We start from the raw sequence: 26,126 nt of genomic DNA on the forward strand, positions 1-26,126 counted from the left end.
ATGAGGGCACCACTGAAAGAACGGCTCCCGGGCCTGGCCCTGCTCCTGGCCGCCATGCTCTTCTCCATCGTCCCGCTCGCGAGCATGCTCACGGCGGCGCTGCACCGGCAGGGGACCGTCCCGGTCGGGATCGAGTGGCCCGCGGACCCGCAGTGGCACAACTTCATCGACGCCTGGAACGTCGCCAACGTCACGCCCCTGCTCCTCTCGAGCCTCCTCCTCGTCGCCGGCGTAGTCCCCGCCGCGGCCCTGATCGCCACCATGGCCGGCTACGGCCTCGGCCAGCTCAAGGTCCCCGGCGGTGCGGTCTTCTTCGTCCTGCTCCTGCTCGGGCTGACCCTCCCGCGCGAGGCGACGATCGTCCCGCTCTACTACCAGCTGCGGGACATGGGGCTGCTCAACAGCCGGCTGGGCCTCACTCTCGTGCTGATCGGCGAGTTCATGCCCTTCGCCGTCTTCTGGATGCGGGCGCACTTCCTCACCATGCCCAAGGAGCTCGGCGAGGCCGCCTCGATCGACGGCGCCGGGGCCTGGCAGGGCTTCCTGCGGATCCAGGCGCCCCTCGCCGTCCCGGCCGTCTCCTCGCTGTGCCTGCTGCTGTTCCTCTGGACCTGGAACACGTTCCTCGAGGCGATCGTGCTGGTCGACGATCCCAGCCAGCGCACCATGGCAGGAGCGCTGCAGAACTTCGTGGGCCTGCACTCGACCGACGTGGTCCTGCTGAACGCCGGCTCCCTGCTGATCATGGCGCCGACGATCATCGTGTTCCTGCTCTTCCAGCGCCACTTCATCAAGGCCATGATTGCTGGCACCGTCAAGGGCTGACCTCCAGCCCGCCCCACCCCACACTGAAGGAGCCATGACAGAGACCCAGCCCCTCGACGCCGGGCCGCTCGCCGGCGCGGACGCCGACTGGTGGCGGCAGGCCGCCGTCTACCAGATCTACCCGCGCAGCTTCGCCGACTCCAACGGCGACGGGATCGGCGACCTCAACGGCATCACCTCCCGGATCCCCTACCTGGCCGAGCTCGGGATCGACGCCGTCTGGCTGAGCCCGTTCTACCCCTCGGCGCTCGCCGACGGCGGCTACGACGTGGACGACTACCGCGATGTGGACCCACGCATCGGCACCCTGTCCGACTTCGACCGGATGGCCGCGGCCCTGCACGCGGCGGGGATCCGGGTCATCGTGGACATCGTCCCGAACCACACCTCGGACCGGCACGCCTGGTTCGCCGAGGCCCTCGCCGCCCCGAAGGACTCCCCCGCGCGCGGCCGGTACATCTTCCGGGACGGGCGGGGGCCGGACGGCGCCCTCCCGCCGGACGGGCTGCAGTCCCTCTTCGGCGGCAGCGCGTGGGAGCGCGTCACCGAGCCGGACGGGACCCCCGGGCAGTGGTACTTCCACCTGTTCGCCAAGGAGCAGCCGGACCTCAACTGGGACAACCCGAAGGTGCACGAGGACTTCCTGGCCACCCTGCGCTTCTGGTCCGACCGCGGCGTCGACGGCTTCCGCGTGGACGTGGCGCACGGGCTGAAGAAGGACATGGCCGCGGCGCAGAACGGGCTGTGGACCACGGACCCGGACGAGGTCCTGCGCGGGGGCGAGCACCCGCTCTGGGACCGGGACGAGGTCCACACCGTGTACGCCGAGTGGCGCAAGGTGTTCAACGAGTACACCCCGCCGCGCATGGCCGTGGCCGAGGTCTGGGTCGCGCCGCACCGCGTCCCCCGGTACGCCTCCGCCGAGGGCCTCGGCCAGGCGTTCAACTTCGACCTGCTCAAGGCCGACTTCGATCCGGGCCAGTTCCGCACCGTCATCGAGAACAACCTGGCGCTGGCCGCGGCGTCGGGCGCGTCCTCGACGTGGGTCTTCTCGAACCACGACGTGGTGCGGCACGCCACCCGCTACGGCCTCCCCAACGGGACCGGCCGCCGCGGGCTGGGCACCGACGGCCTCGACTGGCTGCTCGCCGGCGGCGACCCGGGCGAGGTCGACGCCGAACGGGGCCTGCGCCGGGCGAAGGCGGCGACCCTGCTCATGCTCGCCCTGCCCGGCTCGGCCTACCTGTACCAGGGCGAGGAGCTGGGCCTGCCGGAGGTGGGGCAGATCCCGGCCGCGGACCGCCAGGACCCCATCTACTTCCGCAACGGGGCCAACGAGGTGGGCCGCGACGGCTGCCGCGTCCCCCTCCCTTGGGAGCCCACCGGCACCTCGTTCGGCTTCGGCGCCGACGGCTCGCACCTGCCGCAGCCGGCCTGGTTCCGGGACTACGCCGCGAGCGTCCAGGCCGCCGACGCCGGCTCCACCCTCGCCTTCTACCGGCGGGCGCTGGCGCTGCGGCACCGGCTGCAGGGGGCCGAGGAGCTCGACTGGCAGGCCTCGTCCGGCGACGTCCTGCACTTCGCCCGCCCGGGCGGCTGGCACGTCGTGGCCAACTTCGGCGAGGCGCCCGTCGAGCTGCCCGAGGGCGAGCTGCTCCTGGCCAGCGCCGCCGCCGAGGGCGGCAAGCTGCCCGCCGAGGCGACCGCCTGGGTGCGGGTCTGAGGTGGGCCGACGACGGCGGGCCGGCCCGCCGTCGTCGGCCTGCTCCGCCCGGGCGCCCCGGGAGGGGACACTGAGGGGGTGAGCCAGAACCCGTGGGTGCTGCACGTGGACCTCGACCAGTTCCTCGCGGCGGTCGAGGTGCTGCGCAGGCCCGAGATCGCGGGCAGGCCCGTCATCGTGGGCGGCCGGGGCGATCCGACGGAGCGGGCCGTGGTCTCGACCGCGTCCTACGAGGCCCGGGCCTACGGCGTGCGCTCGGGGATGCCGCTGCGGATCGCCGCACGGAAGGTGCCGGACGCCGTCATCCTCCCCGTGGACCGGGAGGCCTACCTCGAGGCGTCCGACGCCGTGATGGCCACCCTGCGCGCCCAGCCCGGAGCGACCGTGCAGGTGATCGGCTGGGACGAGGCCTTCGTGGGCGTCGAGACCGACGACCCGGAGGCCTACGCCCGCCGGCTCCAGGCCGCCGTCCTGGAGCGGACGCGGCTGCACTGCAGCGTGGGGATCGGCGACACCCTGGTCCGGGCGAAGGTGGCCACGGGCTTCGGCAAGCCGGCCGGCGTCTTCCGGCTCACGGCCGGGAACTGGCTCGAGGTCATGGGCGCCCGGCCCACCAAGGAGCTGTGGGGCGTCGGCTCCAGGGTCTCGGCCCGGCTGGCCACGCTCGGCATCCGGACCGTCGCCCAGCTGGCCGCCGCCGATCCGCAGGACCTGGTCCCCGAGTTCGGCCCCAAGATGGGCCCGTGGTACGCGCAGCTCGGGCGCGGGGACGGCAGCAGCACGGTCGACAGCACGCCCTGGGTGGCGCGCGGGCACAGCCGCGAGACCACCTTCCAGCGCGACCTGACCCACCCCGCCCGGGTGGAGGCGGCCGTGCGGGAGCTGGCGGCGCGGGTCCTGGAGGACGTCGCGGCCGAGGGGCGGCCGGTGGTGGGGCTGACCCTCAAGGTCCGGTATGCCCCCTTCGACACGACGACGCACGGAGGCAGGATCCCCGAGACCTCTGACCCGGGCGAGGTCCTCTCCCGTGCCCTCGAGCTCGCGGCCTCGATCGAGCCCGGGCGCCCGATCCGGCTCCTCGGCCTGCGGGCGGAGCTGGCGATGCCCGAGGATGCCAGGGAGGGGCACACGCCCACCCGCGCGGGCTGGTGACGGCGAGGCCTGTCCGGGCCTACCATGTCCCCACATCGTCGCGGCTGGGAGCGCACTCATCGAGGAAGAAGCCCGCCGTGGTCGCCGTCCAGATCCGTTCAATCAGAACCGCAGACGGCGGCTCCCTGCGCCTCTACAGCTACGGCAGCGGGCCAGGCGCGGTCCTCGCCGGGGGCAGCCTGATCCGCACCGCCGCCTACGCGAGGTTCGCCCGGGGCCTCTCGACGACCCTCCCGATCCACCTGTACGACCGCCGGGGCCGCGGCGGCTCCGGCCCGCAGCCGGCCGACTACTCGATGGAGACCGAGCTGGCGGACCTCCAGGCGGTCCTCGACGCAACGGGCAGCTCCGTGGTCCTGGGCCACAGCTTCGGCGGGGGCATCGCGCTCGAGGCGGCGCTGCGGCTGCCGGTGAGCCGGGTGGGCGTCTACGACCCGGCCGTCAACGTCGGCGGGTGCCTCCCGACGAGCATGCTCCCCGCGCTCACCGCCGCGGCCGCGAGGGGCGACCACGTGGGCGCCGTCGTGGTCTTCTCCCGGGAGATCGACCCCGTGATGGCGAAGGTGCCGCTGCCCGACCCGGCCGCCCGGGCGCTCGTGTGGAGCGTCGCCCATTTGACGAGGGACGGCCACGCCTGGAGGGAGATGGTCCCCTCCCTGGCGCACGAGCTCGCGCTGCTGGACGGCAGCCGCGAGACCGCCGACCGGTACGCCGGCATCGCGGTTCCCCTCCTGCTCCTGGCCGGCGCCCACAGCCCCGGCTACTTCCGCACCATCGCCGCCGGCGTCGCCGCGGCCCTGCCAGGCAGCACCAGCCTCGTGGTCCCGCGGGCCGGCCACGGCGCCCTGCACCGGCCCTCGGAGGTGATCCTTTCCGCCTTCCGGCGGTTCCTCGCGCAGGCGGCGTAGGCGCGGGCCGGCTCACCGACGGCCGGGCAGGCCCTCCACGATCTCGGCGGCCAGCGCCTCGGGTGTCCCCTGGCGGGCGTCGATCCGCAGGCTCGCCACCTCCTGGTACAGGGGGCGCCGGCGGTCGTAGTTGCGCTGCCAGGCCTCCGCGACGTCGCCGCCGAAGAGCGGCCGCCCTCCCTCGATCCGCGGCAGGACGGTGGCCAGATCGGTGTCCAGCCACACCACCGTGGCGGCTCCGAGCAGGCGGCGCGTGCCGCCGTCGAGCACGGCGCCGCCCCCGAGGGACAGCACCGCTCGGTGCTGTTCCGCGAGCAGCGAGGCCACCACGGACGCCTCGGCGCGGCGGAACGCTTCCTCGCCCAGCGAGCGGTAGAGCTCAGGGATGGGCCCCCGCGCGGCGGCCAGCGCGTGGTCGCTGTCCCGGAACGGGACGCCGAGGAGCCGCGCGAGGGCGGTCCCGACGGCGGACTTCCCGGCCCCGGTCGGGCCCACGAGCACGATGGTGCGCTCAGCCACGGGCGCCCAGCCCTTCCGCTCGGAGCAGCTCGATGAACCGCTGCACGTAGGGGTGGCCGCTGCTGCTCGTGGCGGCCCAGGTCTCGACGGTCAACGGGTGCCCCTCGGCATCGACTTCCTTCACCTCGACCCAGCGCCAGCTGGGCATGTTGTGGGTCGCGGAGGCCTCGGTCATGAGTGCGGCGTCCGCCCGCGAGCTCATCGCGATCAGCTCGCTGTGCTGGGAGAACCTCCGGAAGATCCAGTCCGTGGTGACGCCGGCGGCCTTGGAGGCGGCCCGGAGCCGCGTCTCCTCCCCCGCCACCTCCCCGTTGGCGTGGGCCATGACGCGCAGCCCCGCGAGGTCCGCGAAGCGGATGGACGTCCGGGCGGCGAGCGGCGAGCCGGGCGGGAGCGCCACGCCGATCCGCTGCGTGAGCACCCGCTCGGAGGGATACTCCGGCGGCGCGAGGTGGAGCAGCCCGATCTCGAGGCGGCCGTCCTTGAGCATGAGCCGCTGCTCGTCGCTGCTGGCCTCGTGCAGGGAGATGTCCGCCTGCGGGATGGCGGCCTGCGCCTCGCGCACCACCGCGGCGAGCCAGCCCTGGGGCACGCCCGGAGGCAGCCCGACCCGGACGAGCTCCTTGCTCTCGCTCGCCGTCCGGAGCACCTCGGGGATGCGGTCCACCTCGGCGAAGACCACCCTCAGGTGGGTGTGGAGGCCGCGCCCCGCGGGAGTGAGCTGCGCGCCCCGCGAGGTTCGGGTGAACAGCTCGTGCCCCAGCTCCCGCTCCAGGGCCGCCAGCTGACGGCTGAGCGAGGGCTGGGTCAGGTGGAGGGCGACGGCGGCCCTGCTGATGGAGCCGAGCTCGGCGACCGTCGAGAAGTAGTGCAGGCTCCTGAGCTCCATCCGGCCATGGTATGCCCGCCGAGCATGGGCCTGGAGCCCAAGGGGCAATTGTGACATGCCGTGATCCGGGTCACGATGAGGGGGATGACACAAGAACCGAAAGACCTACACGTCGATGTCGCCGTGGTCGGAGGAGGAGCAGCGGGAGTGGCAGCCGCGGTCGGCGCCGCGCAGTCCGGCGCCTCGGTCTGCCTCATCGAGCAGTACGGATTCCTCGGCGGCGCCGCGACCGTGAGCTCGGTCCTGACGCACTGCGGGTTCTTCGACCAGACGCGCGAGCAGGTAGTGGCCGGCGTCGGCCAGCAGTTCCTGGACGCGCTGCAGAAGCGGGACATCTACCGTACCGAGACCTTCCAGGCCTCGGGCAACACGGTGGTGCTGCTCGACCTCGAGACCACCAAGACCGTGTTCGACGAGCTCGTCGCGGAGGCCGGCATCACCCTGCTGCTGCACAGCCACCTCGTCGGCGCGGCCGCGCAGGAGGGGCGCCTCGAGGCGGTGGACGTCTCCCACCGCGGCGGCCGCCTCCGCGTCCACGCCCGCGCCTTCGTCGACGCCAGCGGGGACGGCGCGCTCATCGCGGCCGCCGAAGCCGAGGCGCTGGTCTCCGCGGTGAACGAGCGGCAGGCGAGCACCCTCGTGATGCGCGTCGGCGGGGTCCCGGCCGAGGCGGACCTCTCCGCGGACGCGATGGCCCGGGCCGTCCGGCGCTACGAGTCCCTGACCGGCGCTGCGCTCACGCGCGACCACGGCATCGCCGTCCGGATGCCGATCTCCGGCGAGGTCATGCTGCTGCTGGCCGACCAGCACCGCGATGTCTTCGACGTGCAGGACCTCTCCGCGGCCGAGGTGGAGGGCCGGCGCCTCACGTGGCACTATCTCGAGGCGTTCCGGCTCTTCCTCCCCGGCTGGGAAGCCTCCTTCCTCGCGGCCACCGGGCCCCAGCTGGGCATCCGCGAGGGGCGGCGCCTCAAGGGCCTCGAGACCGTGGCGGCGGAGGACGTCGCGGCGGGGCGCAAGCTCGGCGACGAGGGGATCGCCCGGTGCGGCTGGCCCATGGAGGACCACACGGTTCCCGGCGTCACCGACTACAACGGCATCCGGGACAAGGGCTGGTATCACATCCCCTACGGGAGCATCTGCTCCGCCTCCGTCGAGAACCTGTGGGCCGCTGGCAGACTGGTCAGCGCTGACCGGCGCGCCTTCGCGTCCCTGCGCGTCATGGGCACGGCCTTCGCGACGGGGCACGCGGCCGGCGTCGCCGCGGCCGTCTACGCGGACTCGGGCCGGCACGACCTCGCCGCCGTCCGCGACCTGCTTTCCCGGCAAGGAGCCCTGATCTGATGACAGCACCGACCTCCGCGCCCCGCGGCCGCATCGCCCTCACCGGCGCCGCCGGGAGCCTCGCGCGCGACATCATTCCCCACCTGCGCCGCTGCGGGTACGAGCTGGTCTGCCTCGACCAGGCCGAGTCAGCAGACCCGATGGGCTGCGAGTGGGTCATCGCCTCGATCCACGACGCCGACCGGCTGCGGGAAGCGTTCGCCGGCTGCGCCGCCGTCGTCCATCTCGCCGGCATCCCCCTCGAGGCGAGCTGGGAGGAGATTTCCCGGACCAACATCGACGGGACCCAGGCGGTGCTCGAGGCGGCGCGCGCCGCCCGCGTGCCCAAGGCGGTGCTCGCCAGCTCGATTCACGCCACCGGCTACACCCCGGTGCCTGCCGAGGGCGACCTCCTGCCCGACGACGTCCCCGTCCGCCCGAACACCTTCTACGGGGTGTCCAAGGCCGCCGTCGAAGCGCTCGGGAGCGTCTACGCGGACCGGTACGGCCTGGACGTGGTGTGCCTGCGGATCGCCTCGAGGTTCGCCAGACCCGAGAACGAACGGATGCTGAGCACCTGGCTCTCCCCCGCCGACGCCGGGCGCCTGTTCGAGGCCGCCCTCTCCGGGGCGGCGACGGGCTTCCGGATCGTGTGGGGCGTCTCCCGCAACACTCGCGGCTACCTCTCCCCCGACGGTGGCCGGGCCATCGGGTTCTTCCCCGAGGACGACGCCGAGGCCCACGCCGACGAGCTCCCGGCGGACGCGTCCGGGGCCGCCCAGGGGTCGGAGTGGGACCGGCGCTGCATCGGCGGCGTGTTCTCCTCGCCCGAGCCGCCGATGTTCTCGCCTCCCGTCAGGCGTGTGACGACAGGCTGACATATGGGCACAGAGCGCAGTGAACCCGCCAGTAGGATCGCGACGTGGCGTTGACCGCCATTGGGGAAAAGGAAGTTCATGTGACCACATCTGCACTGCCCGTGAATACCGGGACCAATGCCTTCGAGATCAAGGACGTCTCGAAAGTATTCGTCGGCAAGACCCCGGTCCAAGCACTGGTGAATATCAATCTAGAACTCAAGGCAGGCTCGTTCACCTGCATTGTCGGCCCCTCGGGCTGCGGCAAATCGACGCTGCTGCGCATTCTCGGCGACCTCGAGACGGCGACCGAAGGCCACGTCACCACCAACCTCCCGGCCTCGAACGTCCCGAAGTCTGCGTTCGTGTTCCAGGAGCACGGGGTCTTCCCGTGGTTCAACGTCCTGCAGAACGTCGCGTTCGGCGAGCAGATGGCCGCGGTCGGGAAGAGGGAGCGCGAGGAGCACGCCCGGCACTGGATCGCCGAGGTGGGGCTCACCGGCTTCGAGCAGTCCTACCCCCACCAGCTCTCCGGCGGCATGCGCCAGCGCATCGCCATCGCGCGGGCGTTCGCCACAGGGTCGCCGTCGCTCCTCATGGACGAGCCCCTCGGCGCCCTCGACGCCCAGACCCGCATGCTCATGCAGGAGCAGCTCGTGCGGCTCTGGGAGGCCGAGCGCAAGACCGTGGTCCTCGTGACGCACGCGATCGAGGAGGCGCTGCTCCTGGGCGACCAGATCGTGGTGATGTCCGCGCGCCCCGGCCGCATCAAGGAAGTCATCGACGTCCCCTTCCCCCGCCCGCGCAAGGTCGAGATCGAGGGCACCGAGGAGTTCGCCCACATGCGCCAGGCCATCTGGGAGTCGCTCCGCGACGAAGTCCAAGCATCTCTGAGGTATTCATGAGCACCCCCACCACTCAGGCCACGCGCGCCGACGCGTTCCAGCCCTCGCCCGAGCTCGAGGGCGCGATCGCCCGCGAGTACCGCCGCGAGCGGCGGCTGCGGACCCGCGACCTGCTCCTGTCCATCCTGACGCCGATTGTCCTCATGGCGTGCTGGGAGGCCGCGGCCCGCGGCGGCCTGCTCGATGCGCGCCTGTTCACTCCCCCGACCAAGATCGTGGAGCGCGGGGCGCAGATGATCGCCGACGGCGAGCTGTGGGACCACATCGTGGCGACCACGGGGCGCCTGCTGGCCGGGTTCGTGATCGGCTCCGCCCTCGGGGTCGTCGCCGGGCTCGCGATGGGCGTGTGGCGCCCCGTCCGGGCCGCGCTCGGGCCCACGTTCACCGCGCTCTACGCCCTGCCGAAGATCGCCATCCTGCCGCTCCTGCTGCTCATCTTCGGGCTGACCGAGACGCCGAAGGTCCTCGCGGTGGTCATCTCGGTCTTCTTCGTGGTGCAGATCAACACACTGGCCGGAATCGTGCAGATCGACGCGCGCATCCTCGAGGCGGCGCGGGCCTACAAGGCCACGGGCTGGCGGCTGTTCCGCTACATCCTGCTGCCGGGCGCGATCCCGGCGATCATGACGGGCCTGCGCGTTTCTGCCGGCATGTCCGTCATTGTGATCACCGCGGTCGAATTCGTCGCCTCCAATGACGGCCTCGGCTATCTCATCTGGAATTCGTGGCAGCTGTTCCAGCCCCAGGACATGTACGTGGGGCTAATTACCGTCTCGCTGCTCGGGGCGCTGCTCACCGGTCTCATCATCGTTCTCGAACGGGCGCTGCTTCCGTGGCGGCGGCCCGGCGGATCCCACAGGAAGGTCAAGAAATGATCAGGGCAAAGCTTGGGGCCCTCGCGGCCGTCGTCGGACTCGCGCTGACGGGATGCGGCGCATCCTCGGCAGCCGATCAGAAGGCCACCGACGCCGGTGGCCTGCAGACCGTCAACGTGGGCCAGGTGCAGCTGCCGATCTTCGCGCCGATGTACGTCGCGGACGCGAAGGGCTACTTCAAGGACGCGGGCATCAAGCTGAACCTGCAGAACGTGAAGTCCGGGCAGGACGCCGTTCCGCTCGCCTCCAGCGGGAAGCTCGACGTCGTGGTCGCCGGCTTCTCCGCCGGCATGTTCAGCGCCATGGAGGCCGGGCTGGACATCAAGGTGGTCGGCTCGATGGGCGTCTCGGACGGGACGAAGAACTCGCCCACCGACCTCGTGGTCGCCAAGAAGCTGGTCGACGCGGGCACCGTGAAGGGCATCGGCGACCTCAAGGGCAAGAAGATCGCCGTGGCCGGCGGCGCCGGCGGCACCGGCGCGTACCTCACGGCGCTCGCGCTCAAGGAGGCCGGGCTGACGCTCAAGGACGTCACTCTGGTCAACCTGGGCAACCCGGACATGCCCACCGCGCTCAAGAACGGCAGCATCGACGCCGCCCTCGAGAGCGCGCCGTTCTCCTCGCAGTCGATCAAGGACGGCACGGGCGTCTCCTTCGCGGTGCCGCCCAAGGGCGTCTCGGGCACCGGCGTGGTCTACGGCGGCAAGTTCGCCTCCTCGCCGCTGGCGCAGAAGTTCTTCGACGCCCTCGCCAAGGGTGCCAAGGACCTGCAGGGCGACGCGCGCTACTCGGACGCGAACGTCGCCACGATCGCGAAGGCGACCAACCAGACGCCCGCGCAGGTCAAGGCGGTCCCGCTCTACACCTGGCTGCCCAACCTCGCTCCTATGCCCGACCAGCTGGCGGACATGGAGAAGGTCTGGATGGACGCCGGGGCGATCAAGTACAAGACCCCACTGGACCTGACCAAGTACGTGGACGCGAGCTTCTCGAAGAACGTGAAGTAGCCCTTCCTGAGCGAGGGGGCCGTGCGGTGGATGACCGCGCGGCCCCCTTTCTGCTTGCTGTCTGCGGGCGCTACTGCCGCCAGCGCAGGCGCGTGTCCGTCGCCGAGGTCTTGCACGTGTAGAGGACGCCGGTGGAGCTCACGCCCTGGGCGCCCGCGGTGCTGCAGTAGGCGCCGGGGGTGACGGTGGGCAGTGCGGGCGCCGGGGCGGGGGCCTGCGGCGCGGACGGGTCGGGCTGGTCCGCGGGGGCCAGCTGGCCGGGGCACTGGGCGAGGATGCCGGCGATGGCGTCGTGCTCGGCCTGGGTGACCCACAGGCTGTAGGTGGCCTTCACCGAGACCTGGCGGGCGACGTACGCGCAGCGGAAGGCGGTGTTCGGCGGAAGCCAGGTGGCGGCGTCGCCGTCGCCCTTCTGCTCGTTGGTGGGCCCGCTCGTGGACTGGAGGTTGAGCGGGTCGTTGGCGAGGGCCACGCGCTGCTCATAGGTGAGCTGCTGGGCGCCCTTCTGCCAGGCATCGGAGAGGGCGACGACGTGGTCGATCTGCACCGCGTCGCTCGTGCCCACACCGCGGAGGAAGGCGATGGTGGTGGCGGTGTAGGGGTCGGCGAGGGTGCCTGAGGCGACCGTGCAGGAGACGCTCGTGACGTAGGTGATGTCCGTGAGGTCACGGTTGAGCATGTCGTTGCGGGTGTCGCAGCCGTTGCCGTCCACGTCGAGCCAGGCCGGGCCGAACTGGGAGCGGTCGTAGCCCGTCTTGGGGGCGCGGCCCTTGACCGGGATCGTCTCGAGGAGGGCCGCGGCCTCGGTGCCGTACGCCGGCTCCGGGTTCGGGGCGGCGTAGGCGGTGGTCGCCGTGGTCTGGGGCACGACGCCGGCCGCTTGGGCGGGCGCGGCCGTCGCCGTCGCGAGGCCCGTCACGGCGAGGGAGGCGGTCAGAAAGGCGGAGAGGGCTAGCGGGCGCTTGGCGGATGGGCGCGGGCGGTGCAGGTGCGGCATAAGTTGGTCCCCCGGTTGAGCGAGTCTTCGCCCCCATTGTGCTGGGCAGTGCGCCCGCAGCTCCGGTTCCTGACGCTTTCCTGAGCCAATCTTGAGCCCGAGGGAAGGCGATCGCCGCACCCTTCCCTGGGGACTGTTCCCGCGTCTAACGATTCAATGTCTTGGCCTCGACCGCGTAGGCCGCGGAGCTACTTGTACCAGACAGCAACTCCATGATGGTGCGAACACGTTCCACTGTGGTGCGCCGAATACGAGTACGTACCGTCTACGCACAGTGCCGTAGCTCCCGCCGGCCCTCCAGCTGGGGCAGGAGCCGGAGCCGCTGGAGCGGGTGCAGCCGGGGCCGGAGCAGCCGGCGCCGGCGCTGCAGGAGCCGGCGCCACGACGTAGGTGCTGTAGGCGGCCCACCAGTCAGAGGCGATGGCCTGTTGGGCCGTCCCGAGCCCAAGAGTTCCGGCACATACGAGTTCGTGGAGCTTGTTCTCAAGCTCGTCCTTCGACTTGGCTCCTCCGGAGGTGAGGGTGGATGGCTCCGGCCAGAGACTGTGGACGTCAGACGGGGCGCCACCCAATTCGAGAGGAATGAGGTGGTCTTCCTCGTAGTCAGCTGGATTGGTGTCGCCGTTATATGTGTATCCCCCGGCGAGCTGGGAGACCTTGAGGTTCGAGGTGTACTCCTCAGGTGGCCGGACCTGTGCCGTCCAGCCCGTCACGCAGATGGTTGTATCAATGGTGGATGGGGTGACCGCGGGGTTTGTGGCCCCAGGAGTAGTGGCCTTGTCCGGAAGAACCGCACCGCCAGGAGCCCGCACAGCGGCTGAATAGGCCACTGGCGGCGCCGCGGACGGCGATGTGGTCACCGCAGACGATGCCGTCGTGGAGGGCTCGGCGGTCGAAGACTGGGGCGCTGCCGTCGGCGAGGGTGAGAGCTGCGTTGTCTGTGACGGTGCGGGGGACGCGGTCGCGCTGTTTGTGGCCTGGGGGACGGTAGCGCTCTGAGAGGCCTTGACTGCCGCCGGTACAGGCATGGTGGCAGCGGCCGCCGCCATTGACGTGAAGCCGACGACGATCGATGCGGCGACCCCGATCGCGGCCACTTTGCGTCCCCCGAACCGCAACCAGGAATGTCGTCCCGTGATGAGCGCGTAGAGAGCCGTCACCAACGTGGTGCCAAAAAGGAAGAAGACCCAGACAAAAGGGATGGGGGTGAAGAAGGTCAGCAGGAGCAGCAGTGCGACTATCGATGCACCCACCCACGTCGACGGACCCCAATTGCGCGTTGCGTTCATCGCTCCCCCAATGGATGCAGCTTTAGTAAATTGCAGCTCGCGCCGCCGAAGACCTTGTTTGGGGATCACCATTGAGCTGAGCAAGGTCAAGAGTGGACCCGCGCACGAGGGCCGTCAAGTGTTTGCCTTCCCGGAGAGCCCGCCTGCGCACCGGCGCGCGCAGCGTGATGGAGTTCTCCACGTGGGGGGAAGACGGTTCATCTGGGCCGCGACCACGGCTCTTGCCTCGATAGCCTTTTTTCGGCGTGCAGCTGCCCTGCAGACATAGGTCTTTCCGCCCCGAGCCTTTCGGAATTGTGCAACGTACAACCGAACCGGTGGGCCCGTCGGTGGACTGGAGGTTGAGCGGATCGTTGGCAAGAGCCCCGCGCTGGGCCCATCAGCCACCACGTGGGCGATCTGCACCGCGTCGCTCGCGCCCACCCTGCGTAGGAACACGATGCTGGTGCAAGCGTGGGGGCGGCGAGGATGCCGGAGGCGACCGTGCAGGGCACGGACGTGCCCTAGGCGATGTCCATCAGGTCGACGTTGAGCATGTCGTTGCGGGTGCCGCTGCCGTTCCCGTCCACGTCGAGCCACTCCGCGCCGAACTGGGAGCGGTCGTAGCCTGTCTTCGGCGCGCGGCCCTTGACACGGAGCGTCTCCAGGAGGGCTGTCGCCTCGGTACCCAAAGCAACTGCACCTCAAGGGCAGGTGCGGCTCGACATGGGCGGGAAGAACGCCGTGCTCGTGCGCCTCCTAGACTAAGGACAAGAGTCCTCCTGCGTCTCGTTGGAGCAGGCGGAATTGAGCACGTTCTACAAGAACGTATGGGGCTAAGCGTGGACTTGCGGCATTCCCGGCGCCCAACGTCGACCTGCAAAAGTAGGGTTGCAGGTTCGGACCGAGCCATCGACCAGTCGAGCATGGGTCGCGGTGTCGTACTGGTGGCCACAGGCGATCCGGGACAACCGCAGTGCATATTCCGGCGAGGCGCCTACTCGTCGGCATGGCTTTGGCTATACTGGCAATCATGCTCCAAGAGGAGCTAGGCCTCGTTCCAATTTTGGGCATCCTCTGGCTGATCACCAAGCTGCCCGCTCTGGGGTGAGAAGCGCGAGCCGACCACCTGCGTGAAGCACATTTTGCATGGATCTGAAGCCGAGTGGGTGGAAGCGAACGTCAGTTCGCTTCCACCGCTTCAATTTGGGGGTGTGGCTGTGTGGTGGCAGTTAGAAGAACGGCTCTTGAGCGCGACAACTCGCCTCATACGCGAGCATGAGAAGTACGCGAAATCCGTGTTCGATGAGAATGTTCGCCGTCGTCGCAGGAGCAAAGGCGAGCCAGAGCTGCTCCCGGTTCGCCGACCGGAGACCTGGGCCTTGGACTCTGGCTTCGATCCATTTATCGTCAGAGGACGACGAAAGGCGGTCGCACATGCCGTGACGCTGCGCCTCAGAAACCGTTCATATACGCCCAGGAGGCCCGCAGGATTCCACGTACCCAAGCCTTCAGGCGGGAAACGAATCGTCAGTACATTTCAGATAGCAGATGAAGTGGTTTCCAATACCCTCTTTCGGTCACTGATGCGAAAAAACCTACCTCGCATCAGCGCGAGGGCCTATGCATATCGTCCGGACCTCACGCCTCACGATGCCATCGCCTATGTGAAGAGCGAATTTGGACGACACCACCGGATTTTTGTGGCAGAGTACGATTTCAGCAAGTTTTTTGACACGGTAAATCATGAATTTATCCGAGAGTCCCTCGACCGATTGGGCGTCATTCGTACGCCACTCGAGGACTTCTTGATTCAACAGTTCCTCGAAGCACCCGAGCCGTACTTCAGCGAGAACGGTCCGGCTGCTGAGGCCCGGCGAACAGGCGTTCCTCAAGGAACGTCGATCAGTCTCTTTCTTGCCAACATTGCGGCATCCGAAATTGATCGGAATTTGGAACGACTCGGCGTAGGTTTTGCGCGCTACGCCGATGATACTCTTATTTGGTCCGATGACTATGGACGCATATGTCAAGCGGCTGAAGTGCTGCACGAGGAGTCTGAGCGGATCGGCTCACCGATCAATGCTGAGAAGAGCCCCGGCATCCGCTTGCTCGTTGGTGAGAACTCGCCAACAGTGGAGATGGCTTCAACGAGATCAGTAGACTATCTCGGCCATACTATTTCTTTGCGATCAACGAAGATGAAAGAGGCCACCAAGAGTAAGATTAGGAAGCGCCTACAGCATCTCATTTATACCAACCTATTACTTGAGCCCTTGCGCAATGCACAGGAACCAACACAGTTGACCGATGTCGATCGCGACTACGTCACGGCGATATGGCAAATTCGGCGCTATTTATACGGACCCCTCAGCGAAGCTGACATCCGGAGGTTTCATTCCGGTCGCGTTCCTCCGATGTCCTTCGAAGGGGTGATGTCGTTTTTCCCACTAATCGATGACGATGCCAGCCTCCGGGAGCTTGACGCTTGGCTCGCAAGCGAGTTGTGGCTCGCAATGCGCAAACGTGAGAAGCTCCTAGCTCGCCAAGGGCTTGGACGCCCGCGTCCAATGGGACTCGGCAAAGATGCCCTTATCGATTACCAAACCACCTCGAGGAGAAACCATCAGAAAATCGACTTGCGGATACCAAGCTTCACTAGAATCGCAAGCGTCATTAGGACTGCGGTGAATACGCACGGTTTAGGAGTGGTAGCAGGCGATGCACCGTTGTACTTGTACGGAAGCGAGTCCTGAGACGGGCGTGCAAGTGGTGCGGTGCTCGCGCGATTACCCCAGCCATGATGCGTCGCTCGGAGGCCTAGCTCTTGCCTCAAAATCAAAAGCCGACCAGCGCTATGCGAGCCGCGACTTGGTCAGGATGAGGCTGACACCTCGAATCCACTTGATAGCGTGGTGACCGTGACCGAAGACCGGATGGTGCACCTCGTTAGCGCGCTTCGCGAATTTGCACGGGAACGAGAGTGGGCGCAGTTCCACACGCCCGAGAACCTCGCAAAGAGTATCTCCATCGAGGCCGGCGAGCTGCTCGAGTGCTACCAATGGGGTACTCAAGTGGACAACCGCGCGGTCCGCCACGAGCTCGCCGACGTGTTGACCTACTGCTTGCTCTTGGCCGACCGGCTTGGGGTTGACCCCCAGGACATCGTGCTCGAGAAGCTCGAGATCACTCGAGCCAAGTACCCAGTCGAGCTGTCGCGCGGGCGGAGTACCAAGCATGACCAGCTTTAGGATCGAGCGCCTCGCACTCGACACCGAATCAGTCAAGGTATGGGCAGCCGGCGACGCACGCCACCGCAACTGGCCGGTGGTCTACACGCTCAACAACGACAGCAGCATCTACATCGGCGAGTCGCTGAATGCAGCAAGCCGCATGACCCAGCACCTCGCAAACGGTCGTGAGAACCTCCATGCCGTTCGGGTCATCGTGGACGACCGCTTCAACAAGTCAGCGTGCCTCGACCTCGAGTCATACCTCATTCGGTTCTTCGCCGGCGACGGCAAGTTCACGGTGGAGAACCGCAACGAGGGCATCACCGATGCCGATTACTACGATCGAGGCCAATACCAGCAGACGTTCGACCACGTCTTCGAGACCCTCCGCAAGGAGGGGATGTTCAGCCAGACGATCCCCCAGATCGTCAACAGCGACCTCTTCAAGCTCTCGCCGTTCAAGGCGCTCAGCCAGGACCAGGCCGGCGCAGTCAACGACATCTTGGAGGGCCTCTTCGAGGACCTTGAGAACAGCCGGTCGAGCACCATCGTCATCCAGGGGGACCCCGGCACGGGCAAAACGATCGTCGCCATCTACCTCATGAAGCTGCTCAGTGACATCCGGTCGCACCACAACGAAGACGTCGTGGAGAGTGACTCGATCTTCGCGGAGTATTTTCTGGAGGGGTACCCCAAGCTGCTCCGCAATTTCCGCGTGGCACTCGTTGTACCTCAGCAGTCCCTGCGCCAGTCAATTCAGAACGTCTTTGCAAAGACTCCTGGGCTGGGAAAGGGAATGGTCCTCTCACAGTTCGACGTCGGCTTCAGTGAAACACCATACGATCTGCTGATCGTCGACGAGGCTCATCGGCTCTCGCAACGAGCGAACCAGTCCTCAGGTGTGCGCAACAGAGATTTCCAGACGATCAACGAGCGTCTGTTCGGGTCGGACGACGACGCCCTCACCCAGCTCGATTGGATCAAGAAGCAGAGCACCCACCAGATCTTCCTGGTCGACGCTGCCCAAAGTGTCCGTCCCGCGGATCTGCCCAGAGAGCGCATGGCATCGCTGCTTGCAGAGGCGAAGGATGACCACCGCTTGTACCGGCTGCTGACCCAGATGCGCCTTCAGGCTGGTGAGGACTACGTAACCTACGTCAGGTCGATGCTTACTGAATCTGCGCCTCAGCCTCAGCGGTTCGGCGAGTACGAGTTCGCGCTCTACGACAATCTGACGGATATGCTTGGGAAGATCCGTGAGAAGGAGCGCGATTTCAAGCTGGCGCGGCTCGTCGCTGGATATGCTTGGCCATGGGTGAGCAAGAAGAACCCCAAGGCACACGACATCGAAATTGACAGCTGCAAGCTCCGCTGGAACTCGACGGACCGCGACTGGATCAACTCGCCGAAGTCGGTCAACGAAGTCGGATCAATCCACACCGTGCAGGGTTACGACCTCAACTACGCGGGCGTGATCATTGGGCCCGAATTGAAGTATGACCCTACACTGCAGCGCATCGTGGCGGACCGCAGCAACTATCACGACAAGAAGGGCAAGGAAAACAACCCACGCCTCGGCATCGTGTATTCAGACGAGCACCTACTGGAGTACATCGTCAACATCTACGGCGTTCTGCTCACCCGTGGAATGCGGGGCACCTACGTCTACGTCTGCGATCCCGCCCTTCGCACCTACCTGAGTCGGTTCATCCCTCGGAGCGCGTGAATGCGCGTGTCCGGCGCGCATGGGCCGGGCACCCGCCGTCGCCGGTGGTCTTGCTCAACCACCGGCTGTCTGCAGCAGCGAGCTGAACTGCCTCGCCCCGCCGGCGAGCATGGTCAGGTCCGAGCCGGCGACGATGTAGCGGTAGCCGCCTGCCACGGCGTCGGCCGCGGCCTCCGCCGAGCCGGCGAAGATCCCCATCGGCACCCCACGCGAAGCGGCGGCCGCCTCGATCGCCTCCGCCGCGGCCCGCATCGGCGGCGAGTCCAGCTGCCCCGGCGTCCCCAGGTCCACGGACAGGTCCACGGGCCCGATGAACACCACGTCCAGGGCGGCCATAGCGGCGTCGATCCCGTCGGCGTAGTCGGCGGTCTCGAACTGCCCCACCGCCAGAACCGTGGAGTTCGACCGCTCGAAGTGCTCGGCCAGCGAAACCCCCATCCCGTAGTCCGCCGCCGGCTGCGCGAGCGAGACCGACCGGGTGCCCAGCGGCGGGTACGAGACCAGCTTCCGCAGCTCCCCCGCCGCGGCCCCGGAGCCCCGGGCCAGCTGGATCCCGGCGGCGCCGGCCTCGAGCAGGCGGTTGATATCGCCGCGGTCCAGGGCGGGGACCCGAACCAGGACCGGAAGGCCGCGCGCCCGGCCGGCCCGCACGACGTCGCACGCGTCCCCCACCGACATCTGCGAGTGCTCGTAGTCGCAGACTACGAAGTCGAAGCCGGAGAGGGCCAGGATGTCCACGATCTCGAACCGCGGGATCTTCAGGAACGTGCCGAGGACGGGGCGCTCGGCCATGAGCCCGCGCAGGGACGTAGGCAGCGACATCAGATCCCCAGCAGGTCGGCGGGGTTGTCAGCGATGAGCCGGCGCACGTCCTCCTTGGACACGCCAGCGTCCAGCAGCCCGCGGACCATGCGCGCATAGGCGTCCACCGGCAGCGGGTTGTTCGCCTGCCCCAAGTCCGAGCCGAGCAGGGTGCTCTCCACGCCGGCCGCCTTGACGAAGCCGAGCAGGGTGTCGAGGCCCCACTGGTAGAACGAGGTGCGGTCATCGTACTGGCAGATCGAGTGCTCGATCCGCGCCCCGAGGCCCACCCAGCGGCGCACCCGCTCGGGCTCGGCGCCGATCACGAAGTTCGGGTGGTTCACGAGGATCCGCTTGATGCCCATGGAGGAGGCCTGCTCGATGAGCCGCTCCGTCTGGTCGGCGTCGAGATGGCCGCAGGACATGATCGCGTCGTGGGCCTTGATGACCTCGAGGATGTCCAGGACCTCGGGCTTGAGCGCGCCCTCGGCGTCGAGGATGCCGATCTCGGTGGTGTGGCGCAGGCCCAGGTTGTTGGTGGGGAAGCGCATGTTCTGGCCCTCGGCCTCGTGCACGCAGATGTGGGCGTGCGAGGAGATCGTGGGGAACCAGACCATCCGGCCGCCCTGCGCGAGCGCGAGCTCGGCCGCGTACGGGTTGAGGCCGCCCACGTAGTTGTTCAGCGCCACGCCGGAGACCACCGGGATCGGCAGGCCGCCGAGCGCCTCGGACGCCGCGCGGATGTCCGTGACCATCGAGTGGTGGTGGCTCTTGACCAGGATCGCGCGGAACCCGGCCTCGTGCGCCTGCCACGCCGCCTCGGCGATGGGCAGCCGGCGCGGGAACGGCGAGGGGCTGGGGTGGACGTGGAGGTCGACGGCGCCGTCCAGGATCGCGGCGACCTCCGGGTCGTCGATGGTGACGGGCTCGTGGCCTTCGGGCTTCAGCATCGTTGCTGTCCTTCCGTTGGTACTGCCCTTCGAGGGGCATTGACAGTGACCGTGATCACGATGCTACGCTCGTTCCACATTGCGCACAAGCTGTTCCGTAAATCGGAACACGAGGTCAAAGGAGATCGCGGTGTCCCTCAACGAATCGCTCTACTCGGAGGTCGTCAGCTTCGACGACGTCCCGCTCGAAGTCGCCCGCCCGGGCATCACCCGCAAGGCCTACGCCACGGACGAGGTCATGATCGTGTGGAACACCGTGGAGAAGGGCCTCGAGCTCCGCCCCCACTCGCACGAGGACTTCGACCAGCTCGTGTTCATCCTCGAGGGCGAGGCCGACTACTACGTGGACGGCGTGGCCCACCACATGGGCCCGCGCGACCTCATGCTCGTTCAGCGCGGCAAGGAGCACTACATCGACGTGACCTCCGGCCCGTGCGTGAACATCGACATCTTTGTCCCGCCGCGGGCCGACTACGCCCACCTCACCGCCTGGGTGGCGAACCTGGCCCACAAGGAGCCGCTCACGATCGGGGCGCAGTCATGACGGCGCCGGCCCTGCACGGCCACACTGGGACCGTGGGCACCGCGGCATCCGGGCACGAGCGCCGCGCCGTGGTGGGCGCGAGCGCCGGGTTCTTCATCGACATGTTCGACATCTACCTGCCGGTGATCGCCCTCGCCCCGGCGATGGCCTTCTTCACCCCCGCCTCGATCAATGCGGGCACGACGGCGATCCTCGGCGGCCTCGTCTTCGCCTCCACCCTGGTGGCGCGCCCACTCGGGTCCATCATCTTCGGCTGGCTCGGGGACAAGGTGGGGCGCAAGAAGGCGACCGTGATCGCCGTCGCCGGCGCGGGTGTGGCCACCGGGCTCATCGCCGCGCTGCCGGGCTACCAGAGCGTGGGCATCGCCGGGGTGGTCGCGCTGATCGTGCTGCGGTTCATCGGCGGCGTGTTCCTCGGCGGCGAGTACACCGGCGCGGTCCCGCTCGCGATGGAGCACTCCGCCAAGCGCAACCGCGGCCGCAACGCGGGCCTGATCGCGCTCGGCTTCCCGTCCTCCTACGTGGTGATTTCGGCGCTGACGCTGCTCGTGCTCACGTTCGCCCCGGCCGGCAGCCCGGCCTCGGCCTACTCGCAGTGGGGCTGGCGGATCGCGTTCATCGTCGGCGCGGTCATCTCGATCGGCTTCGCGATCGCGTACGCCCGAGGGGTCGAGGAGAGCCCGGCCTGGGAGAACACCTCCACGAAGCGGGTCAACCCGTTCAAGGAGCTCCTCGCCGGGCCGAACCGGAAGCCGCTCGCGCAGGCGTTCCTGCTCATGACCGGCGTGTGGTTCTCCTCCAACGCCTCGATCGTGATCCTGCCGCCCACCATCGCGACCACCACCGGGCTCAGCGCGGTGCAGACCTCGGCCCTGATGATCATCGCGTTCGCCGTGGTGACGGTGGCATACCCGCTGTTCGGGATGCTCTCGCAGCGGATCGGGCGCCGGGCGTTCTTCGTCCTGTGCGGCGTGGGCTCGCTGCTGGCGATCCCGCTGTTCGTGCTCTTCGCCTCCGGGTCGGTCAGGGGCTTCTGGGCCGCGACCGTCGCGGTGGCCGCGATCGCCCTCCTGGGCGTGCCGGCGTTCGGGGCCATCGGCGCCTACATGTCCGAGCGGTTCCCCGTGGAGGTCCGCGCGACCGGGTACGGCGTCGGCTACTCCCTGGCGCTCATCATCCCCTCGTTCTACGCCTTCTACATGGCCGCGCTCTCCGGGCTCATGCCGCTCAAGCTCACGCCCACGGTGCTGCTCGCCGTCGGCGGGATCTGCCTCATCGTCGGCGCGCTGTGGGGACCCGAGACCAAGGACCGCAACCTCGCCGAGCACACGATCGCCGCAGAGCGCCAGCCGTGACGGCCACGCCGGTGCGGGGCGGCGCACGGGCTAGAGTGTGGGCTATGCCAACGGAGAGGGACGATGCCGCGCCGGCCGGCGGGCTGCAGGTGGTGAGCCGGAGCGCCCAGATCCTGCGGATGTTCAGCTCCGACCGCACTGAGGTGCGCATCAACGACGTCGCCGAGGAACTGGGGATCGGGCGGACCTCCGCCCACCGCTACCTCCAGTCCCTCGCCTCCGAAGGGTTCCTGCAGCGGATCAACGACAACGACTACCGGCCTGGGCCCCTCATCATGGGCATCGCCGCCTCGATGCTGACCGGCCCCAAGATCATCGACGTGGCCGAGCCGCTCTTGGCCACGCTCGCTGAGCGCACCGGCCAGACCGCGGTGCTGGGGCTCTGGACGGGCTCCAGCGCCGTGGCCGTCGCGTCCAAGGAGCCGGCCGGGAAGTCCGTGAACATGACGGTGCGGATCGGCGCGCCCCTCGGCCCGCAATCCGCCCAGGGGCTCGCGTTCCTCGCGTGGGGCTCGCCATCCGTGCGGGAGCGGGCGCTGGCGAAGCTCGGTGCCTCACGGGGCGAGGTGGAACGGAAGCTCGCGGAGGCCCTTGCTGCTGGGTTCTCCGTGAGCGAGGCGGTGATCGACGGGGTCGCGGCGGTCGCCGCCCCGGTGTTCGACGCCGGCGGGAGCGTCATCGCGACCCTCGCCCTCGTTGCCCCGGTCGGGGTGCTGGACACGTCGGCGGAGGGCCGGCACATCACCGATCTGAAGGCCTCGGCGGCCGCGCTGTCGGGGCTGCTCGGGGCGTCGACGGCGGCATAGCAAAGCCTGCTGGCGTAAATCTGGCGTCCCGGGTACCAAGCTTTGGTATCGTTGGTCCATGGCGCGCAATACGTCGATCAGCCTGGATGCCCACTTCTCCGATTTCCTCGCCCACGAGGTCGCGACGGGCCGCTACGGGTCCGCGAGCGAGGTTGTCCGTGCCGGCCTCCGGCTTCTGGAGGATCAGGAGGCCCGACTCTCCGCGCTGCGCTCAGCCCTGAGCGCGGGCGAGGCCAGTGGCGAGCCGGAACCCTTCGACTTCGACGCGTTCATCGCCGCGAAGCGCCCGTGAAGCAGTACCGGCTCACGCCGGCCGCGGTACAGGACCTCTCATCCATCTGGGACTACACAGCCGACCGCTGGGGTCTCGGCCAGGCCGAGATCTACGTAGGAGAGCTGCGCGGCGCCATCGAACGGGTCGCGGACCGCCCCGATCGCGGCCGCCCCTGCGACGAGATCCGCGCCGGGTACCGGCGCTACGCGATCGGCAGCCACCTGATCTTCTACGTCGAGACCGATACGACGGTCGACGTGATCCGCATCCTGCACCAACGCATGGACCCCACCCGGCACTTCTAGGTCCCGTTCCGGCGCTGCCTGCTATCACACGCCATCGTGCATCCCCGCGAGCGCCGCGTCCAGCGCATTCCTGATCCGCTCCTCCTCGCCGCTGCCGGTCGTGGAGAGCCGCAACAACGGCAGCCCGATCGCGGCCAGGACCCGGTCCTTGAGCTCGTCCCTCGCCAGCTGGACGGGGTTGTCGTCGTGGAACGCGAAGCCGTCCACCTCGATCGCCAGGACCGGGGCCCGGGTGAGCCGGTTGTAGACCACGATGTCGAGCGAGGACCCGCGGCGCACGAATCCCGCCTGGTCCGCGCTCAGTCGAGCGCGGCTGGGCACGAGGTGGCGAAGGAGCACCTGGGGCACCGCCTTGAGGCCCCGGTACGGCTCCTCGCCGAGCATGCCGTGCAGCACCGTCCAGGCGATGTCCTCCGACCGTTGCCCGAGATGCCCTGCCACCCGCCCCGCAAGCGGCCGGAGGCGCGCGGAGAAGCTGGTGTAGAGCAGGTCGAAGACGGACACGATGCTGCTGTCGACGAGCTGAGCCGGATCCTGGTACTGGATGTAGCCCATCAGGTCGCGCAGATTCCTGCTCGTCGGCAGCATTCGGTGATCGGTGACGAGGATGAAACGCTCTCTCGCGCGAGAAACGGCGACGTTCACGAGACGGGCATCGTCGACGAACTTCACGCCGCTTCGACCGGCCGCGGTGTCGTCGAGGACAGCGCTCATAATGACCGCACGCTTCTCGCGGCCTTGGTACCGATGAACCGTGTCTGCCTCGATGTCCATGAGGTCTGCCGCCGAGCCCAGGCGGCCCTGCAGCTCCGTGAGCTGCCGCCGGTACGGCGTCGTGATGCCGATCTCTGCCCGGGGGATACCGGCGCAGTGCGTGGAGATCACCTCGTCGATGATGGCGTCAACTTCTCGCCGGTTGACCCGACCGCCGTCGCGGAATTGCCTCATGTGGTTTCCCTCGGCCGTCCTCACAACCATCATCGGCCGTGGCCGGCGCGGGCCCTCAGTGAGCGGGATGAGCTGGCCGTCGTAGAACTTCTCACTGCAGAACCCGATGATGGCCGGATCGCAGCGGTAATGCTCGCGGAGCATCGTGACTGGCAGGGCATCTCCATAGAGCTGTCGGAGCGAGGACATGATGCTGTGCGTGCGGTAGTCGTACGACGGCGCGGGCGGCACCTCGCCTGCGCCGGGCCGCTCCCCGACGATGGGTCGCAGCTGTCGTTGGTCTCCGACGACCACGATGCGCCGGCATGAGGCCATCGCAAGTGCAGAGGTGAGCAGGTCCGCCTGGGAGGCCTCGTCGATGATCAGGCAGTCGAGCAGGTTGTCCTGGCCGATGCTGCGGCGGAGGGAGTGGCACGTGCTCAGGATGACGGGATAGTCGACGGTGAAAGCGCGGAAACCGGCCCGGATCGCGTCCGGACTGTACTGGACGCGCCCGCGTGAGCTGTAGCGCCCGCGGAGGGCCGAGCGCAGGAAGCGCTCCGACAGGAGCCGATGGTCGGCGAGCATGCCGGCGAGGCCGCCGTCCTCCACCCGGCGTTCGTGGTCCGCGATGTCCCGGTCCAGTTCAGCGATGCGGCGGTCGTAGAACGCTGCCTGGACGCGCAGCGTCAGGTCGGTGTCCCCCAGCGCGGCACCGCCCAGCGACCCGTACTTGAGCCGGCGTACGATGCTTCGCAGCCAACGGAACCGCTTGGGCCGCGTGCCTTCGAGCGCCGCCTCAACGAGGAAGTCGATGAGTGTCTCTGAGGACCGGCCAAGCAGGGGCAGGGGGCCGCCGTCGACGACGTCCTGGCTCCGGAGGAACTCTAGGAAATGCTCGCGTTCCAGACCGTAGGCATCTCGCTCCTGCCGGAGCGTCGCGAGGTTCCATTCGGCCCGCTGCGCCGTGGTGAGCCGCTCGGCGAGCGCCCGGATCTTCGTCGGATCCGCGGGGTCGTCCGTCGATTCGGCGAGCATCTCGCCGATCGCATGGTTGCGGTCCGCCTGGCTCTTGAGGAAGTTCTCCCGCTTCTCGGCGCGCCCCAGATCCGCGACGACATAGCCGATGCCCCTCCCTGCCAGCTTGTCCCGAACGTTCTCGACGGCGGCGTTGTTAGACGCGACGACACCGACCGACGCGCCGGGACTCGCGATCAGCGTGGCAATGAGGTTGAGGATCGTCTGCGTCTTGCCGGTCCCGGGCGGCCCCTCGATCACCGAGATGGGGAAGCGCAGCGCCTTCTCCATGGCCGCACGTTGGCTGAGATTCGAGGAGAACGGCGCGATCGGAACGGCGTCGTGTTCGGCGGGTTCAAGCGGCTTCGCCGTGAGGTACCGGGCAAGCACGCTGTCCGGATGCACGGTCGTGAGGCGTTCGTACTCACGCTTGAGGGGGTCGGGGCCCTGCGGCCCTGACGGAAGGGCGGCGACGATGGACCGCCAGTAGGCGAGAACGTGCCCCGCCAGCCCTGCCTGTTCGACGTCTTCCTCGATGCGCACCCTGTGCTCGGGGTGCAGGTGGTGCAGCTCAGTCTCCCCGCGCCGCTCAAAGATCCGCACCCAGGCTCCGGAGGGTCCGTCGAACCGGTAGGCCGCTCGGGGGTCCGGGACCCGCCGGCCGGCGGCCTCTACCCACGCCCCCTCGAGGCTCATCGAGGACGGGTGCTGGAGAACCAGGACCTTCTGCGGGCCATAGCGGTACGTCCTGGTTCCCCTCACGAACCGGACGAGAAAGTGCTGGCCCTCCCGATGGTAAGAGTCGACCTCGGCGGTCTTGTCCTGCCAGTCGCCTCGGTCCGTCGACCAGACAAGGAGCGCCTCGGCGCGCGGATCGATCATGGCCACCCCCCTGAGTACACCCCGAGCCTATCGCCGCAATCGAAGCGGCGGGCGTCAC

Annotated in this window: 25 protein-coding genes; 17 read left to right on the top strand and 8 right to left on the bottom strand. The window is 68.5% G+C overall.

The genetic code is table 11. The features are described from left to right. The 4 genes from ACVWWH_RS09050 (at window position 1) to ACVWWH_RS09065 (ending at window position 4,608) form a co-directional block, all read left to right on the top strand. Complete coding sequence (locus tag ACVWWH_RS09050) at window positions 1–825, top strand: carbohydrate ABC transporter permease (protein WP_457316346.1); 825 nt, start codon at window positions 1–3, stop codon at window positions 823–825. Window positions 826–859: 34 nt separating this feature from the next. Beyond that, a complete protein-coding gene (locus ACVWWH_RS09055; RefSeq protein WP_457316347.1) occupies window positions 860–2,548 on the top strand; it encodes a glycoside hydrolase family 13 protein in 1,689 nt (562 codons plus the stop codon). Window positions 2,549–2,626: 78 nt separating this feature from the next. Beyond that, window positions 2,627–3,700: a DNA polymerase IV gene (locus tag ACVWWH_RS09060; RefSeq protein ID WP_457316348.1), complete on the top strand. Its 1,074-nt coding sequence runs from the start codon at window positions 2,627–2,629 to the stop codon at window positions 3,698–3,700. A gap of 77 nt (window positions 3,701–3,777) precedes the next feature. Beyond that, complete coding sequence (locus ACVWWH_RS09065) at window positions 3,778–4,608, top strand: alpha/beta fold hydrolase (RefSeq protein ID WP_457316349.1); 831 nt, start codon at window positions 3,778–3,780, stop codon at window positions 4,606–4,608. 12 nt (window positions 4,609–4,620) lie between these two features. On the opposite strand, the gene ACVWWH_RS09070 is transcribed toward ACVWWH_RS09065, so the two are convergent. Continuing rightward, the gene (locus ACVWWH_RS09070) at window positions 4,621–5,127 is read right to left on the bottom strand and encodes a shikimate kinase (RefSeq protein ID WP_457316350.1); all 507 of its coding nucleotides are present in this window, start codon (window positions 5,125–5,127) and stop codon (window positions 4,621–4,623) included. Continuing rightward, window positions 5,120–6,016, bottom strand: a complete 897-nt coding sequence (locus ACVWWH_RS09075; RefSeq protein ID WP_457316351.1) for a LysR family transcriptional regulator — start codon at window positions 6,014–6,016, stop codon at window positions 5,120–5,122. Before ACVWWH_RS09075 ends, ACVWWH_RS09070 begins: the two co-directional genes overlap by 8 nt. 84 nt (window positions 6,017–6,100) lie before the next feature. Here ACVWWH_RS09075 and ACVWWH_RS09080 point away from each other — a divergent pair, with 84 nt between their 5' ends. The 5 genes from ACVWWH_RS09080 (at window position 6,101) to ACVWWH_RS09100 (ending at window position 10,983) form a co-directional block, all read left to right on the top strand. Next, window positions 6,101–7,360 carry an FAD-dependent oxidoreductase gene (locus ACVWWH_RS09080; RefSeq protein WP_457316352.1) on the top strand — a complete coding sequence of 420 codons (1,260 nt, stop codon included), beginning with the start codon at window positions 6,101–6,103 and terminating at the stop codon, window positions 7,358–7,360. Next, on the top strand, window positions 7,360–8,217 hold the full coding sequence (locus ACVWWH_RS09085; protein ID WP_457316353.1) for an NAD-dependent epimerase/dehydratase family protein: 858 nt from the start codon (window positions 7,360–7,362) through the stop codon (window positions 8,215–8,217). Before ACVWWH_RS09080 ends, ACVWWH_RS09085 begins: the two co-directional genes overlap by 1 nt. An 80-nt stretch (window positions 8,218–8,297) precedes the next feature. Beyond that, on the top strand, window positions 8,298–9,101 hold the full coding sequence (locus ACVWWH_RS09090; protein ID WP_457316354.1) for an ABC transporter ATP-binding protein: 804 nt from the start codon (window positions 8,298–8,300) through the stop codon (window positions 9,099–9,101). After that, window positions 9,098–9,976 (top strand): ABC transporter permease, encoded by an 879-nt coding sequence (locus ACVWWH_RS09095; RefSeq protein WP_457316355.1) that lies wholly within the window; start codon window positions 9,098–9,100, stop codon window positions 9,974–9,976. Before ACVWWH_RS09090 ends, ACVWWH_RS09095 begins: the two co-directional genes overlap by 4 nt. Then, window positions 9,973–10,983 (top strand): ABC transporter substrate-binding protein, encoded by a 1,011-nt coding sequence (locus tag ACVWWH_RS09100; protein ID WP_457316356.1) that lies wholly within the window; start codon window positions 9,973–9,975, stop codon window positions 10,981–10,983. Before ACVWWH_RS09095 ends, ACVWWH_RS09100 begins: the two co-directional genes overlap by 4 nt. Window positions 10,984–11,053: 70 nt before the next feature. Here ACVWWH_RS09100 and ACVWWH_RS09105 read toward each other — a convergent pair whose 3' ends face one another. The 3 genes from ACVWWH_RS09105 to ACVWWH_RS09115 all read right to left on the bottom strand — a co-directional run bounded on the left by ACVWWH_RS09105 (window position 11,054) and on the right by ACVWWH_RS09115 (window position 13,940). Beyond that, window positions 11,054–11,980 carry an HNH endonuclease family protein gene (locus ACVWWH_RS09105; RefSeq protein ID WP_457316357.1) on the bottom strand — a complete coding sequence of 309 codons (927 nt, stop codon included), beginning with the start codon at window positions 11,978–11,980 and terminating at the stop codon, window positions 11,054–11,056. A 188-nt stretch (window positions 11,981–12,168) separates the two neighbouring features. Then, entirely contained in the window at window positions 12,169–13,341 is a 1,173-nt protein-coding gene (locus tag ACVWWH_RS09110) for a DUF3761 domain-containing protein (RefSeq protein ID WP_457316429.1), read from the bottom strand. Between the two features lie 431 nt (window positions 13,342–13,772). Next, window positions 13,773–13,940, bottom strand: coding sequence for a hypothetical protein (locus ACVWWH_RS09115; protein WP_457316358.1), 168 nt, complete (start codon window positions 13,938–13,940; stop codon window positions 13,773–13,775). Window positions 13,941–14,417: 477 nt separating this feature from the next. On the opposite strand from ACVWWH_RS09115, the gene ACVWWH_RS09120 reads away from it, so the two are divergent. The 3 genes from ACVWWH_RS09120 (at window position 14,418) to ACVWWH_RS09130 (ending at window position 18,207) form a co-directional block, all read left to right on the top strand. Next, a complete protein-coding gene (locus tag ACVWWH_RS09120) occupies window positions 14,418–16,004 on the top strand; it encodes a reverse transcriptase domain-containing protein (protein WP_457316359.1) in 1,587 nt (528 codons plus the stop codon). Between the two features lie 180 nt (window positions 16,005–16,184). After that, entirely contained in the window at window positions 16,185–16,499 is a 315-nt protein-coding gene (locus ACVWWH_RS09125; protein WP_457316430.1) for a nucleotide pyrophosphohydrolase, read from the top strand. Further along, window positions 16,486–18,207, top strand: coding sequence for a DNA/RNA helicase domain-containing protein (locus tag ACVWWH_RS09130; protein ID WP_457316360.1), 1,722 nt, complete (start codon window positions 16,486–16,488; stop codon window positions 18,205–18,207). The genes ACVWWH_RS09125 and ACVWWH_RS09130 overlap by 14 nt, the downstream gene beginning before the upstream one ends. A gap of 54 nt (window positions 18,208–18,261) precedes the next feature. Here ACVWWH_RS09130 and ACVWWH_RS09135 read toward each other — a convergent pair whose 3' ends face one another. Together ACVWWH_RS09135 and ACVWWH_RS09140 are read right to left on the bottom strand one after the other, a co-directional pair. After that, window positions 18,262–19,029 carry an HpcH/HpaI aldolase family protein gene (locus tag ACVWWH_RS09135; RefSeq protein WP_457316361.1) on the bottom strand — a complete coding sequence of 256 codons (768 nt, stop codon included), beginning with the start codon at window positions 19,027–19,029 and terminating at the stop codon, window positions 18,262–18,264. Further along, window positions 19,029–19,958 (bottom strand): DUF6282 family protein, encoded by a 930-nt coding sequence (locus ACVWWH_RS09140; RefSeq protein ID WP_307006775.1) that lies wholly within the window; start codon window positions 19,956–19,958, stop codon window positions 19,029–19,031. Before ACVWWH_RS09140 ends, ACVWWH_RS09135 begins: the two co-directional genes overlap by 1 nt. A 130-nt stretch (window positions 19,959–20,088) precedes the next feature. Between ACVWWH_RS09140 and ACVWWH_RS09145 the strand changes: the two genes are divergently transcribed. The 5 genes from ACVWWH_RS09145 to ACVWWH_RS09165 are packed head-to-tail and all read left to right on the top strand — an operon-like array spanning window position 20,089 to window position 23,242. Further along, window positions 20,089–20,502, top strand: coding sequence for a cupin domain-containing protein (locus tag ACVWWH_RS09145; RefSeq protein ID WP_066496691.1), 414 nt, complete (start codon window positions 20,089–20,091; stop codon window positions 20,500–20,502). Window positions 20,503–20,534: 32 nt separating this feature from the next. Continuing rightward, entirely contained in the window at window positions 20,535–21,857 is a 1,323-nt protein-coding gene (locus tag ACVWWH_RS09150) for an MFS transporter (RefSeq protein WP_457316362.1), read from the top strand. Window positions 21,858–21,901: 44 nt separating this feature from the next. Then, the gene (locus ACVWWH_RS09155; RefSeq protein ID WP_457316363.1) at window positions 21,902–22,663 is read left to right on the top strand and encodes an IclR family transcriptional regulator; all 762 of its coding nucleotides are present in this window, start codon (window positions 21,902–21,904) and stop codon (window positions 22,661–22,663) included. A 58-nt stretch (window positions 22,664–22,721) separates the two neighbouring features. Next, a complete protein-coding gene (locus ACVWWH_RS09160; protein WP_066496675.1) occupies window positions 22,722–22,955 on the top strand; it encodes a type II toxin-antitoxin system ParD family antitoxin in 234 nt (77 codons plus the stop codon). Further along, window positions 22,952–23,242 (top strand): type II toxin-antitoxin system RelE/ParE family toxin, encoded by a 291-nt coding sequence (locus ACVWWH_RS09165; RefSeq protein ID WP_066496660.1) that lies wholly within the window; start codon window positions 22,952–22,954, stop codon window positions 23,240–23,242. The genes ACVWWH_RS09160 and ACVWWH_RS09165 overlap by 4 nt, the downstream gene beginning before the upstream one ends. Before the next feature lie 24 nt (window positions 23,243–23,266). Here ACVWWH_RS09165 and ACVWWH_RS09170 read toward each other — a convergent pair whose 3' ends face one another. Further along, window positions 23,267–26,068: an AAA domain-containing protein gene (locus ACVWWH_RS09170; RefSeq protein WP_457316364.1), complete on the bottom strand. Its 2,802-nt coding sequence runs from the start codon at window positions 26,066–26,068 to the stop codon at window positions 23,267–23,269. Between the last annotated feature and the right edge of the window lie 58 nt (window positions 26,069–26,126).

Source organism: Sinomonas sp. RB5 (genome assembly GCF_054063535.1).

Bases quoted from the DNA above. Each gene is read 5' to 3' on its own strand.
- ACVWWH_RS09155 (WP_457316363.1), top strand. From the start codon at position 21,902: ATGCCAACGGAGAGGGACGATGCCGCGCCGGCCGGCGGGCTGCAGGTG.
- ACVWWH_RS09050 (WP_457316346.1), top strand. From the start codon at position 1: ATGAGGGCACCACTGAAAGAACGGCTCCCGGGCCTGGCCCTGCTCCTG.
- ACVWWH_RS09160 (WP_066496675.1), top strand. From the start codon at position 22,722: ATGGCGCGCAATACGTCGATCAGCCTGGATGCCCACTTCTCCGATTTC.
- ACVWWH_RS09055 (WP_457316347.1), top strand. From the start codon at position 860: ATGACAGAGACCCAGCCCCTCGACGCCGGGCCGCTCGCCGGCGCGGAC.
- ACVWWH_RS09075 (WP_457316351.1), bottom strand. From the start codon at position 6,016: ATGGAGCTCAGGAGCCTGCACTACTTCTCGACGGTCGCCGAGCTCGGC.
- ACVWWH_RS09100 (WP_457316356.1), top strand. From the start codon at position 9,973: ATGATCAGGGCAAAGCTTGGGGCCCTCGCGGCCGTCGTCGGACTCGCG.
- ACVWWH_RS09170 (WP_457316364.1), bottom strand. From the start codon at position 26,068: ATGATCGATCCGCGCGCCGAGGCGCTCCTTGTCTGGTCGACGGACCGA.
- ACVWWH_RS09125 (WP_457316430.1), top strand. From the start codon at position 16,185: ATGGTGCACCTCGTTAGCGCGCTTCGCGAATTTGCACGGGAACGAGAG.
- ACVWWH_RS09110 (WP_457316429.1), bottom strand. From the start codon at position 13,341: ATGGTGATCCCCAAACAAGGTCTTCGGCGGCGCGAGCTGCAATTTACT.
- ACVWWH_RS09080 (WP_457316352.1), top strand. From the start codon at position 6,101: ATGACACAAGAACCGAAAGACCTACACGTCGATGTCGCCGTGGTCGGA.
- ACVWWH_RS09095 (WP_457316355.1), top strand. From the start codon at position 9,098: ATGAGCACCCCCACCACTCAGGCCACGCGCGCCGACGCGTTCCAGCCC.
- ACVWWH_RS09140 (WP_307006775.1), bottom strand. From the start codon at position 19,958: ATGCTGAAGCCCGAAGGCCACGAGCCCGTCACCATCGACGACCCGGAG.
- ACVWWH_RS09135 (WP_457316361.1), bottom strand. From the start codon at position 19,029: ATGTCGCTGCCTACGTCCCTGCGCGGGCTCATGGCCGAGCGCCCCGTC.
- ACVWWH_RS09085 (WP_457316353.1), top strand. From the start codon at position 7,360: ATGACAGCACCGACCTCCGCGCCCCGCGGCCGCATCGCCCTCACCGGC.
- ACVWWH_RS09105 (WP_457316357.1), bottom strand. From the start codon at position 11,980: ATGCCGCACCTGCACCGCCCGCGCCCATCCGCCAAGCGCCCGCTAGCC.
- ACVWWH_RS09130 (WP_457316360.1), top strand. From the start codon at position 16,486: ATGACCAGCTTTAGGATCGAGCGCCTCGCACTCGACACCGAATCAGTC.